The sequence below is a fragment of the Photobacterium sp. WH24 genome, assembly GCF_019204055.1.
GTDB lineage: Bacteria > Pseudomonadota > Gammaproteobacteria > Enterobacterales > Vibrionaceae > Photobacterium > Photobacterium arenosum.
On the sequence record NZ_JAGSOZ010000002.1, the window covers coordinates 19542 to 32707 of the forward strand.

Below are 13166 nucleotides of genomic sequence, written 5' to 3' on the forward strand. Positions count from 1 at the left end.
ATAATTAACGACAAAAAAGCAGCATTGCCATAACAATGCTGCTTTTACGCCGATATGTATTTCTGAAGCTTAATTAGCCCGCAAAGTTTTCGCAGCTGCCACCATGTTTTGCAGTGCAGGCACCACTTCTGCCCACTGACGGGTTTTCAGACCACAGTCCGGGTTCACCCACAAGCGCTCGGCCGGGATACGTTTTGCTGCTTGCTGCATCAGTTTCACCATCTGCGCTTCTGTCGGAATATTGGGCGAGTGGATATCATAGACACCCGGGCCAATTTCATTCGGATACTTGAAGTTATCAAAGGCGTCCAACAGTTCCATGTCGGAACGGGAAGTCTCTATGGTGATCACATCGGCATCCATCTCGGCTATTGACGCAATAATGTCATTAAACTCGGAATAACACATGTGGGTATGGATCTGGGTTTCATCGGCCACCCCGTTCGCCGTGATACGGAACGACTCCACAGCCCAGTTCAGGTAGTCCTGCCACTCAGAGCGGCGCAATGGCAAGCCTTCACGCAGAGCGGCTTCATCAATCTGAATCACTTTTACCCCGGCTTTTTCCAGATCCAGCACTTCGGCGCGAATGGCCAGTGCCAGCTGGTAGCAAGAGACGGAGCGAGGCTGATCGTCGCGGACAAAAGACCAGTTCAATATGGTTACAGGACCGGTCAGCATACCTTTCATGGGTTTTGCGGTCAGTGATTGGGCGTACTGGGTCCAGGCTACCGTCATGGCAGCCGGTCGGCTGATATCACCGAACAGGATCGGCGGCTTGACACAACGCGAACCGTAAGACTGTACCCAGCCAAACTGGCTGAAGGCATAGCCGTCCAGCTGTTCGCCGAAATATTCCACCATGTCGTTACGTTCCGCTTCACCGTGAACCAGCACATCCAGATCCAGCGCTTCCTGCTCACGCACCGCGCGGGCAATCTCTTGCTTCATCTGGCTGACATAGGTTGCCTGATCCAGCTCACCTTTCTTGAATTTCAGCCGGGTCTGACGGATGTCAGCGGTCTGAGGAAACGACCCGATAGTGGTGGTCGGAAACGCCGGCAGATTCAGGTGCGCCGTTTGTTTAGCGATACGATCGGCATACGGATTCTGACGCTGGCCCAGCTGCGGGTTAATCGCCGCAACGGCGGCCTGCACGTCAGGGTTATTCACCCGGCGGGACTGACGACGGCTGTCGATGGCGGCCTGATTGGCGGCCAGTTCAGCGAAGACCGCATCGCGACCTTGGTTCAGGGCGCGGGCCAACACAGCCAGCTCGTCGAGTTTTTGCAGCGCAAAGGCCAGCCATGACTGAATTTCATCATCGAGTTTCTGCTCGCTGTTCAGATCAACCGGTACGTGCAACAGTGAACAGGAGGGCGCCACCCACAGGCGTTCGCCGACATCGCGGGCAATAGGCTCCAACCAGTTCAGCACGGCATTAAGATCAGTCTTCCAGATATTACGGCCATTGATGACCCCCAGAGACAGCACTTTGTCAGCCGGCAGGGCGGCGAGGACTGCGTCCACTTCATTGCGGCCACGCACCGCATCAAAATGTAAGCCCTGAACCTGCAGATTGACCGCCAGCGACAAGTTCTCTTTCAGCTCGCCAAAGTAAGTGGCCAGCAAGAGTTTCACCTGGCCTTTGTTTAACGTCTGGTAGGCTTTGCTCAGCGCCTGCTGCCATTCTGCAGACAGTTCAGTAACCAGGATCGGCTCATCGATTTGCACCCATTCGACCCCGTTGTCGGCCAGCAGCGCCAGCAGCTGCCCGTACACAGGCAGCAGTTGATCAAGCAGATCCAGTTTATTGGAGTTGTCCTTTTCCTTTCCGAGCCACAGATAGGTCACAGGGCCGATCAGCACAGGTTTCGCGGCGACGCCCTGCGCTTTGGCTTCCGTCAGTTGTGCCAGCAGGCGCTCTGGGTTGAGCTCAAAACGGGTATCGGCGGTAAATTCAGGCACGATATAGTGGTAGTTAGTATCAAACCATTTGGTCATCTCACCGGCATGCACACAGTGACAACCACTGTCGTTGGCTGAACGGCCACGTGCTACACGAAAATAGTTGTCCAGCTCGTCACCGGCCAGACCTTCAACACGGGCCGGGATATTGCCGAGTGTGAAGCTGGTATCCAGTACCTGATCATAAAAAGAGAAGTCGCCAACCGGGGTCAGATCGAGACCCGACTGCTGCTGCCAGTGTTTTTGGCGCAAGCCGGCGGCCAGTTCTGTCAGCTCGCTTTGGCTGCTTTCGCCTTTCCAGTACTTTTCCAGTGCGAATTTCAGTTCACGGTTAGCACCGATGCGCGGGAAACCTAAGTTATGAATTTTAGCCATCTATACGTCCTCCTAAGTTATTGAAGGCATCTTATGGCTATATTGTGATGAATAAAAATGGCATTATTTCATCAATCAATGAATTCTAATCATAAGTTAAGGATCACTATGATAGAAAGGAGCCATCTGGCGATATTGCGCGAGGTACACAGGCTCGGCTCGCTGACGGCCGCCGCAGAGGCATTGTATTTAAGCCAGTCGGCGCTGAGCCACAGCATGAAAAAACTGGAGCAGCAAATAGGGACGCCAGTCTGGAGCAAATCAGGCCGCAGCCTGCACTTTACCCAGGCGGGGTTTTATCTGTTACGGCTGGCGGAGCGGGTGTTACCGCAATTTGAACATGCGGAAGTGCAGATGCAGCAGTTCGCTTCCGGCCAGCGGGGCACACTGCGGATTGGTATGGAGTGCCACCCCTGCTATCAGTGGCTGCTCAAAGTGGTCCATCCCTACCTGCAAGGCTGGCCGGATGTCGATGTGGACGTGAAACAGAAGTTCCAGTTCGGCGGTTTAGGCGCGCTGTTCGGGTATGAAATCGATGTCCTGGTCACGCCCGATCCGCTACTCCGGCCCGGTATCCGCTACATTCCCGTGTTTGATTATGAGCAGGTGCTGGTGGTCAGCGCGCAAAGCCCGCTGGCTAACGAGGAATACATAGCGCCGGACATGCTGCTGGATCAAACCCTGATCACCTACCCGGTAGAGCAAAGCAGGCTGGATGTGTATAGCCAGTTTCTGACACCCGCTAAATGCAGCCCCCGTAAACATAAGCTGATTGAAACGACTGACATTATGCTGCAGATGGTAGCGGCCGGACGCGGTGTCGCGGCACTCCCTAAATGGCTGGCCAAAGAATATGAAGAGAAAATGCCGATCGTTGCTGTGCGGCTGGGCGAAAGTGGCATTCACAAGCACATTCACCTGGGGGTCAGGGAAACGGATTTGGATATTGATTATCTGAGTGCTTTTATTAGCCTGGCAGACTCCCTGTCTGAGTATAAGGAGCCGTCCGCTCTGTAACGTCAGATCTTCGCTTTCATGATCAGCGCGTCTTCGCGGCCGTTAGCACTGACACTGATGTCGGCCCGGTAATAGTCTTGCCGGCGACTGACCAGCTCAAAACCATTGGCCAGGTATAACTGACTGGCCCTGGTATTGCCGGCCCGCACTTCGAGCCAGATGTCCTGCCCGCCTTCCGCTTGGGCGGCAGCCACAAACGCCGCCAGCAACTGACAGCCCAGCCCTTGCCCCTGCCACTCAGGATCAACAGCAATATTAAACAGGCTCACTTCACCGGCCACAGACTGGCCAAAACAGTAGCCCGCGACCTTGCCGTCAACCCGCATCACCAGATTCAGGGCGATACGGGATGGCGTTTCTCTGATCTGGCTTTCTGTCCAGGGAAACGGGTGTGAACGTTGCTCAATAGCCCACACGTCATCAAGGTGCGCAGCTGTCATAGGCAGGAATTCAATCATTGAAGGCACAGATCTGCTGCCACAATGCTTTCTTGCTGGCAGGGTTATCATGCATCTGACACAGTGACGCTGAGTGCAGAATCTGGCAATCGGACGGCTCAACGCCCTGGCAACCGGCAAACCAGCACCAGGTCAGATGATGCTCACCCAGCTCAGACAAAGCATGTGGGGGCAGAGTTAATGCCTGCTCCGGGGTCAGCTTCATGCTGCGCAGAATATTGCCGAACAACCAGGCATCGTGTTCATCCAACTCATCTGCGGTCACAAACAGCAATTGACAGGTTTCGGGTAAATCAATCACAGACTGAACCCAGTCAGGAAAACACTCAGGTTTTCTGATTTGCCAGTTCGTCAGTCCCATTTCCTGCAATAATTGCATGTTTCTTTGTTGCATGATGTATTTACCGCTTTTGATGTTCTGTTAGGCCGGGAGCGAGGAAAATGGAGCGCTGTATTCAACCAGGCCACGATGACCGCTCAGGGTGGATGGCAGCAGTTCCTGAACCATGAAAGCCTCTTCCGGCACAGGCCAGGTGCAGCGCAAGCCATGCTCCGCCGCCGTCACATAACCGGCTTTACGGTAATAGCTGTGATCCCCCAGCACCACCACCACTGGGTAACCCAGCTCTGCCAGTATTTCTGCACTTTCACGCATCAGTGTCTGGCCGATCCCCTGCCCGCGGTATTCGGCTTTCACCACCAAAGGTGCCAGCCCTTGCCACCCTAAATCCTGTCCGCTGACAGTGACCGGACTGAAAAAGATATGACCAACCACTTCACCATCATCATTGCATGCCACCAGCGATAACGTCATATGACCATTTTCACGCAGGGTCATGACCAAATCTGCTTCCGCTTCAGTATCAAATGTGTGTCGCAGCAAGGCATCAATAGTCAGAATGTCCGCCGGCACTTCAGTTCGAATCAGCATAGTTATCCTCGAAGAAACAGTCGTCAGACCGTCATTGGATGTGGCGGGTATCCGCCACATTTAGCCGGCCCTATTTTGCGGCCAGGCTAGTGTGATCACAACCTCTTTCTCGCCAGACACAGCACAGAGGCTGAAAAAGGATATCAGCACAGATTCATAGTAATGATAGCTTCCCTGCTGACACTACAACCGTCCGCCTGGAATCAGGTCAGTCAATATTTTGCTGATTCGTATTTGTGTCGCAGAGATGCAGATGAATAATCAATGTCATGCCTTTCCAACGGGACTTTTCTTCTTCTCGTCAATAAAATGCAAAGATTATTCGCTGAGGTAATCTGCTTTTAAAACATTATTTTAGATGCATACGTCTCGTTTTCGCCGGCCAGTTTTTTGTAACCAGTGTCAATAAATCCATTTTTTTACATTTCAAATCAAAATTTTCTCATGAAAATAGGAATTTTTGACAATCAGACATTTTCTAACGTTATATTACGGGTACGACTTACCCAGAAAGGGACATCCGAGCGATGTCAGCAGTAACAGACAATTTCGCCATGCCGACTGAATTCATCAACAATTGGTTTTTTCAACTGACAGGCAATAGCCCATTCCTGTTCGCCATTCTGGACAAGCAACACCACTATGTCGCGGTCAATCAACACTACTGTCAGCTCAGCGGCCTCAGCCGGGAAGAACTGGTGGGGCACCGTGATAGCGAAATCCTCGGCGAGACCTTTTACCACACCCTGCAGCCATATTACGAACGCGCCCTGAACGGCGAATACGTGGAAGGGGATGTGATTCTTGATGAACACAGGCATCATACCTGCCTGCATTTCAGTGTGTCACCACTGCGCGATGATAGCGGCGAAATTACCGGCCTGGCTCTGCATGCGATTGATACCTCTGAACGCTTACACCTTGCCAATGCCGTGGCTGAACATGAAGACCACTTTAACCAGCTCAGCCAGCTCATGTCTGATGGCTGCCTGCTGATCGAAAGAAATCAAGTGTTGTCCGCTAACCCAATGGCCGCTCAGTTACTGGGGTTTGCTTCGCCGGATGACATGACAGGGGAAGATTTAGGGCAGCTATTAATAGACAGCAGAAACAACCGCCCTTTTGGTGAGCAACTGGCCGAACTCAGCAACGGCAAAGCCTACCATTGCCTGACCAGTCAACGGTGTCAGGTTGAAAATGTACTGACGCTGACCCTGAAAGACACCCTGGTCGTTGGCTCACCCGCCAGTCTGGTTGTCCTGAGACAGCCACAGACACAACAAGTCCAACCCGAACAGGTGGAACAGCTGATTCATACCGACCCGCTGACAGGTTTGTATAACCGCCACGGATTCAGCCGTCGTCTGGAACAGATGATCAACCGGCAGACCCCGTTAGTCATGCTGTATCTGGACATAGATAATTTCAAAAACATCAACGATTCGCTGGGGCACCACATTGGCGATCGGGTGCTGCAGGAAATCTCCCAGCGCCTGCGTCAGTTGTTGCCGGAGAACGCTGTGATAGGCCATCTGGGTGGCGATGAATTCGGCATTCTGCTGCCCGGTCCCATCCATGCGGAAATTGGCGAACAGGTCTCGAAAAAGATTATTGCCCTGGTCAATCAACCCTTCGACCTGATGCACTTCAGCAAGCATCTGGCCTGTTCGATCGGGATGGTGAACTACCCGGGCAACGGCAGTGATGCACGTTTACTGCTGCAGCATGCCGATACCGCTATGTATGAAGCCAAGAATCGCGGGCGTAACCGTCTGGTCACCTTTGACGAGACCATGAACAAAGAAGCAAGAATGCGGTTGTGGCTGGAAATTGAACTGCAGAAAGCCCTACAGAATAAAGGGCTGGAAGTCTGGTATCAGCCCAAAGTCAGTGCGAGGGATTTCTCCATTCACGGTGCCGAAGCTCTGGTGCGCTGGAAACACCCTATTGAAGGTTACATCAGCCCGGCCCAGTTTATTCCGGTTGCTGAACGCTCAGGCCTGATCGAACAGCTCGGCCAGGTTGTGATGAAAGAAGTCTTCACCACAGTTAAATACTGGAAAAGACAGGGGATCCTTCAGGGCCGGGTGGCTATCAACCTGTCACCCCAGCAATTTGGTAATCCCAACCTGATTCAGTATGTCTCAGACTTGCAGCGAGCCACAGGTGTCAACCCGGATGATATCACTTTTGAACTGACTGAAAGTGCCATGCTGGGAGAAAACGAACACACCATACAAATGTTGAACGCCATCAAAAAACTCGGGTTTGCCCTATCGATTGATGATTTTGGGACCGGCTACTCCTCTTTGTCTTATCTGGCCCGATTCCCGCTGGACGAGCTCAAAATCGACCGGGCATTTATCAAAGATCTGGAGACTGTGCCTAAGCAACTGACCCTGATCGAAAACATCATCAATCTGGGTAAGTCGCTGAATATGAGTGTCGTCGCTGAAGGCGTAGAAACGCGCCAGCAGGCCGCCCTGCTATCCAATCTCAATTGTGATTACATCCAGGGCTTTCACTTTTTCCGCCCGCTGCCGAAAAATGATCTGGAAACCATACTGATGAAAAACTTCCGCGGCAGATTTTAAGCCTGCTGCACAGCCATCATACTTGCTGTGCCACAATCTCTTCTGTCCTGCGCAGCAGGTAATCCTTGAACGCCTGACAGCGAGCAGGCATTGGATGCCTGGGGCGAAAGTACAGATTGATGTCAAACTGGCTGGCAACATAATCAGTCAGTAGCACAGTTAATGCGCCTGAGGCCAGAGCGTCCTTAATCACAGAATGCGGCAAGTAGGCAACACCGGCTCCTCTGATTGCCATATCGCGCAGTATCTCACTGTTATCACATTCCAGCGCATCGCTGATAGCCACAGCGCGGTTAATACAATTTAAACGGAAATACCAGCGATTGCCTCCAACCAGTGAACTGGCATACAGGCAGCGGTGATCTCTTAAATCTTCCGGTTCCATTGGTTTACCGCACCGTGCCAGATAGCCTGGCGACGCGCAGGCGTATAGCGGTTCACTGAGCAACAACCGGCGGATCAGCAAAGAATCTTTCTCTTCGGTTTCCCGGTTAGTCGCTTTGGCCCGGATAATAAAATCCACATGTAACGGATCTGTCTCCCCTGCTTCAATAAACAAACGAAAGTTCACCTGGGGATGCATTTCCATGTATTCCGCAATGATTTCACGCAGATAATAACTGGCGTACAGCGGTGTCGATGAGATACTGATAATTCCCCGCTGTTCATCTGCCATACTGCCCACTTCAGCGCAGATGGTATCAATTTCCGGCAACAGGGAAGAAAAACGACGGTACAGCATCTCTCCGGCATCCGTCGGTACAAGTTGGCGGGTACTGCGCTTGATCAACTCGACGGCCATCAGCCCTTCCAGCTCCTTTACCCACCGGCTGGCCGCCGCCGCGGAAATACCCCACACTTCCGCAGCCTCGCGAAACGAGCCATGCTGAATAACGGAACAGAAAAACACGATTTTATCTAATTGTTGCTGGCGAGGATTAATCCCGACCAGTGACTGGGTCATAGCACATTCCTTATGGTTTGAACTCCCACCCGACCCCGCTTTTCAGGCAAGGACCGGGGTTAATGAGCCTCAATAATGCCTGCGCAATCCTGGCTGAACTAACACCGGCACCTCGTCTTACAGCTCGCTTCACAGTCTTATGACCCACATCCCGCTATTTAAACGGTTTTCTGCCCGAACTGAGGAGAAAATATCTCTGCTGACATCAAGCTCAGACCGGGATCAATCACCGGAGTGAATGACATATGTGCCAGAATATCACGCTCAAGATCCACGCCTGGCGCAATTTCTTCCAGCACCAGACCTTGCGGTTCAAGCCGGAACACGGCACGTTCAGTAATATAGCGCACCGGTTGCCTGGTCTGGATGGCCCGTGAAGCGGAAAACGTAATCTGTTCAGCTGTCTCAACAAACTTACTCTGACGCCCTTCCTTCAGAATATGCAGCTCGCCGTTCCTGACGGCGATCTCCAACCCAGCGGCTGTAAAAGTGCCACAGAAAAACAGAGACTTAGCATGCTGACTGATGTTGATAAAACCACCACAGCCCGGCAATTTATCGCCAAAACGGGACACATTGATATCGCCGCGGGCAGAGCACTGTGCCAGGCCGAGAAAGGCCTGATCGATCCCGCCGCCATCATAAAAATCGAACATCTGATCCTGAGTAATGATGGCCTGCGGGTGCCTGCTGGCACCAAAATCCAGCCCGCTGGCCGGCAGACCGCCGATAGCGCCGGGCTCGACGGTGAGAGTCATGGTATCCAGGATACCCAGCTTACCGGCAACAATTGCAATGTACTCAGGCACGCCAATCCCCAGATTCAGTACAGCGCCGGGCGTCAGCTCCTGCACGGCGCGGCGGGCAATAAGGGTTTTGGCATCCAGTTGTTCCGGCAGACTATCCCGGTGCTCTACCTGATGTTCGCCTGAACCTGCCCGTCCGACAAAATCGGGATTGAAACGGGTGGCAAAGGTCTGCATGTGCTCCGCTTCATCATTGCAAAGCACAATAGCGTCGACAAAAATGCCCGGAATTTTGATGCTATGAGGATCGAGTGTACCGGCCGGCACCAGCCGTTTGACCTGCACGACCACTTTGCCGCCCTGATTACGGGCTGCCTGCGCTGCGGCCAGATTTTCCACCACCAGACACTCATCTTCCATCGTGATATTGCCGTTGTCATCTGCCGTTGTGCCGCGCAAAATCGCCATATCCACCGGCAGACGCTGGTAGAACAGGTATTCTTCACCATTGATCTCCAGCACAGACACCAGATCGTCGCGGGTTATCGTATTAATCTTGCCGCCTTCAAGCCGGGGATCGACAAAGGTTCCCAGCCCGGTTGTTGTCACCGTCCCGGGCTTACCTGCTGCCGTATCGCGCAAGAGGTGTGAAATCACCCCCTGTGGCAGGTTGTACGCCTCAATCTCATTGCTCAGGGCCAGCTTTTGCAGGTCGGGCACCAGACCCCAGTGGCCGCCAATCACCCGCTTAACCATGCCCGGCCTGGCCAGATGATTCGCCGCCCGTCCTTGTCCGTCTCCCTGACCGGCTGCAAAGATCAATGTCAGATCACGGGGTGAGGTTTCGCTGTCGTAGCGTTCACCCAAGGCCCTGATGATCGACTCTGGTACCACGGAACCGATAAATCCCCCCAGCATGACAGACTGTCCGTCGGTGATCCATGCCGCGGCTTCTTCAGCCGTAAGTTGGGTAACTGCCATGCGCAACTTCCTTTTACCGTGCAATTGCCTGAAGTGTATGAATCCCATCCCCTTGCTTTAATAGCTACAGATGAAATTGTGTTTTTCGAAACTGGCCACAACCAGCCACAAACACGTGATAACATATTGAAATAAATAAAAAATATCATTATCAATTAAAGCAGGGGCTGCGATTTACACCTGGTATAGCATGATGCGGCTCGCACTTTACCGCTGAATATAAAAATTGGACCGACCAGTGATGTTTTCAATCACGACTGGGAGGTCTAGGATGTTAACGACCTGTTATAACTATAACCATGAAACGGAGAGAGAATATGGATGTTGCCGTGATACTGCTCACGCTTGTGGGTTTGATGTACTTTGCCTACCGAGGCGTGTCAGTTCTGATCCTCGCCCCCATTTTAGCCATGGCCGCTGCACTGCTTACCAGCGATTTCCCTTTTTTGTATGCACTGTCTAATGTCTTCATGCCTGCCGCAGCCAATTACATCAAACTGTACTTCCCCATCTTCATCGCCGGGGCAATCTTTGGCAAGTTGATGGGCGCATCGGGTGCCGCCCGTGCTTTATCACGTTTTATCATTCAGCATCTGGGCACCAAACACGCGATATTGTCTGTCGTGCTGGCTACCGCTTTGCTGACGTACGGCGGCGTGTCACTCTTTGTGGTGGTCTTTGCCATGTATCCGATTGGTGCAGCCACTTTCCGCGCGGCCGGCATTCCTAAGCGCCTGCTGCCTGCGGCGATCACTCTGGGTGCTTTCACCTTTACCATGACGGCGTTGCCGGGCACGCCGCAGTACCTGAACACCATGCCAACCATACCGTTCGGCACCACTATTTACGCGGCACCGGCCTTGGGCTTGCTGGCCGGTACTATGATGCTGGTGCTGGGAGTATTGTGGATCAAATACCGCGCCCAGAAGGCCATTGCGGCTGGTGAAAATTACGGTGACCATGATGAAAGTGATAAAGATCTGGATGACAGCACAGCAACACCGAGCGTGTTGATGGCACTGGTTCCGATTCTGATGGTGTTCGTCATCAACTTTGTACTGACCAATATTTACTTCAAATCACCCGCTGTGATTGCCGAATATGAAACCCTGGACACACGGATCAACGGTACCTGGCCTGTGATCATCGCGCTGGCTATCGCCATTATCTTCATGCTGGTGAGCTATCGCCGCTACCTGTTTGATACCAACAAGCACGTCTTCGACGGTTCGGTGGGCTCTCTGCTACCCATTTTCAACACAGCTTCTGAGGTAGGCTATGGTGCAGTGATTACTGCCCTGTCGGCCTTTGTGATTATCAAAGCCGGTATTGCCGCCATTGATATTCCGGATCTGTTCAAAGTGGCGCTCACCTCGACCAGTCTTGCCGGTATTATTGGTTCGTCGTCAGGCGGCACAGGTATGGTGCTGGCTCTGCTGGGTAATGATTTCCTGAGTACCGGAATAAACCCTGAAGTGCTGCATCGCGTGATCTTGCTGGCTGCAGGCGGGCTGGATACACTGCCGCACTGTGGTGCTGTGATTACTTTGCTGGCGGTTTGTCGCCTGACTCACAGACAGAGCTATGGTGATATTGCCGTGGTAACTATGGCGATTCCGCTGATGGCGGCCTTTACTGTCATAGTGGTACACCTCAGTACCGGCCTGGTCTGACAGCCCCAGATCAACAACGCCCCGAATAATACGGGGCGTTGTTATTAGCCGGTTTTCTTAATTATTTTATACTGTTATTCGCTGCGGCAAGGCTGAATATAGATGGCATCTGACGGAAAACGGCCATCCTGGCTGGGATGCTGACGGTGTAATCGACACAAATCCTGAAAAATGCTGATCGCTGTAACTGTAAATGCTTCAGCCTGCCAGCTATCATCCTGCTTAATCTCAATCATCACTTTGTCACCCTGGCTGACATGCTCAGGTAAGCGAATGTCGTAGGTATAGCTGAATGCCAGCAACCAGTAATTGTCGACAGTCACCAGACGGCCTTCGCCCGGCGTGGATACCGAGTAGACATAGTCGAGCTGCTGTGCTTTGGCTACGCTGACTGCCACCATTGCCATTAACGTGAAAGCGATATAACGCCTGAACATAACCGCCACCTGCAAAGCACTCTTTCTAACACTATAGTGATTGCAGCTGGCCAGTATTTTCTTAACTCAGCGACTGGGCGGCTTAAAGTTCATCGCCTACGCCGCCGATGGTATCCTCTTCGCCCTGCAAACTCGCCAGTAAACGATTGAGTTCCAGAGTCGCAAACCTGTGCTCAACAAACTCGTAGACATTGCCAGCTAAAGCCAGTTTGTACAGCTGAACAGCTTCCGCATACTGGTTGTTATGCTGATAACGCTTGGCCATGTAGAAGTAGCTCTCGGTTAAACGCTCCGCCATCTGTTCATTGGTTTCACTGTTTGTCACTATGCCATCGAGAAGCTGTTGTTCCGATTCGCCGCCAAGCAGCATACCGGCAATGTTCCAGCCCCAGTCTTCGCGTTCTGCCCGGTCAAACCGGTTCTGCAGACTCTGTTTGGCTTTGTCCGGCTCTGATTCCAGCTCAACCATATACAGCCAGATAGCACGGTAAGGATCATTGGGATCCTGCTGATAATGCGCCAGTAAATCCTGTTTGGCTAAGTCAAAACGACCGCCATAATACAGCGCGATACCGCGGTTTCGCTGTGCAAACGGATGGCTGACATCCAGTTCCAGTGCAGAATCAAATGCCTCGTAGGCCGCGTCAAAATGCGCACTCTGAGTAAAATACACCCCAAGAATATTAAAAATATCAGGCTGTGCAGGATACAGAGACAGCGACTGGTTAAAGTCCAGCCGGGCCAGATCACGCAGGCCAATGCCATCATGAAGCAGCCCGCGCTCATAGTAGATCTGCGAACGGGTTTCATCGTTAAGATCACTGCGTCCCAACAGCTGATCAATACGCGCCAACTGGATTTGTTGCTGTATGGTTGGCTGCAGCGGGACCGCAATCAACGGCTGCTCCCAGCTGGAATAGGTACTCGTAGAACACCCAGCCAACATAACGGCCATCGCAATGGCTACGTACTTACACCTCTTTGCAAACAATGCCATTCTCCCCTGCCCGTGCGAACCCGTT

11 protein-coding genes are annotated in these 13166 nt (G+C 52.4%); 3 read left to right on the top strand and 8 right to left on the bottom strand.

Annotated elements, in window-relative coordinates:
- Positions 1-69: 69 nt before the first annotated feature.
- Positions 70-2343: a 5-methyltetrahydropteroyltriglutamate--homocysteine S-methyltransferase gene (gene metE, locus KCG43_RS03435; RefSeq protein ID WP_218383354.1), complete on the bottom strand. Its 2274-nt coding sequence runs from the start codon at positions 2341-2343 to the stop codon at positions 70-72.
- Positions 2344-2451: 108 nt separating this feature from the next.
- On the opposite strand from metE, the gene KCG43_RS03440 reads away from it, so the two are divergent.
- Positions 2452-3360 (top strand): LysR family transcriptional regulator, encoded by a 909-nt coding sequence (locus tag KCG43_RS03440; protein ID WP_218383355.1) that lies wholly within the window; start codon positions 2452-2454, stop codon positions 3358-3360.
- 2 nt (positions 3361-3362) lie between these two features.
- Here KCG43_RS03440 and rimI read toward each other — a convergent pair whose 3' ends face one another.
- From rimI to KCG43_RS03455, 3 genes are read right to left on the bottom strand one after another with little or no spacing between them, the layout of a single operon-like run.
- Positions 3363-3800, bottom strand: a complete 438-nt coding sequence (gene rimI, locus KCG43_RS03445; RefSeq protein ID WP_255557849.1) for a ribosomal protein S18-alanine N-acetyltransferase — start codon at positions 3798-3800, stop codon at positions 3363-3365.
- Between the two features lie 10 nt (positions 3801-3810).
- Positions 3811-4212, bottom strand: coding sequence for a DNA polymerase III subunit psi (locus KCG43_RS03450; RefSeq protein ID WP_218383357.1), 402 nt, complete (start codon positions 4210-4212; stop codon positions 3811-3813).
- A 27-nt stretch (positions 4213-4239) separates the two neighbouring features.
- On the bottom strand, positions 4240-4749 hold the full coding sequence (locus KCG43_RS03455) for a GNAT family N-acetyltransferase (RefSeq protein WP_218383359.1): 510 nt from the start codon (positions 4747-4749) through the stop codon (positions 4240-4242).
- A gap of 554 nt (positions 4750-5303) precedes the next feature.
- Between KCG43_RS03455 and KCG43_RS03460 the strand changes: the two genes are divergently transcribed.
- Positions 5304-7343 (top strand): bifunctional diguanylate cyclase/phosphodiesterase, encoded by a 2040-nt coding sequence (locus tag KCG43_RS03460; RefSeq protein ID WP_192015679.1) that lies wholly within the window; start codon positions 5304-5306, stop codon positions 7341-7343.
- 16 nt (positions 7344-7359) lie between these two features.
- On the opposite strand, the gene KCG43_RS03465 is transcribed toward KCG43_RS03460, so the two are convergent.
- Entirely contained in the window at positions 7360-8307 is a 948-nt protein-coding gene (locus tag KCG43_RS03465) for a LysR family transcriptional regulator (RefSeq protein WP_218383362.1), read from the bottom strand.
- 158 nt (positions 8308-8465) lie between these two features.
- Positions 8466-10034 carry an acyl CoA:acetate/3-ketoacid CoA transferase gene (locus KCG43_RS03470; RefSeq protein WP_192015593.1) on the bottom strand — a complete coding sequence of 523 codons (1569 nt, stop codon included), beginning with the start codon at positions 10032-10034 and terminating at the stop codon, positions 8466-8468.
- 317 nt (positions 10035-10351) lie between these two features.
- On the opposite strand from KCG43_RS03470, the gene KCG43_RS03475 reads away from it, so the two are divergent.
- Entirely contained in the window at positions 10352-11707 is a 1356-nt protein-coding gene (locus KCG43_RS03475) for a GntP family permease (protein ID WP_192015592.1), read from the top strand.
- 74 nt (positions 11708-11781) lie between these two features.
- Here KCG43_RS03475 and KCG43_RS03480 read toward each other — a convergent pair whose 3' ends face one another.
- Positions 11782-12144, bottom strand: a complete 363-nt coding sequence (locus KCG43_RS03480; protein WP_192015591.1) for a hypothetical protein — start codon at positions 12142-12144, stop codon at positions 11782-11784.
- Between the two features lie 82 nt (positions 12145-12226).
- Entirely contained in the window at positions 12227-13135 is a 909-nt protein-coding gene (nlpI, locus tag KCG43_RS03485; protein WP_225445137.1) for a lipoprotein NlpI, read from the bottom strand.
- Positions 13136-13166 lie beyond the last annotated feature (31 nt).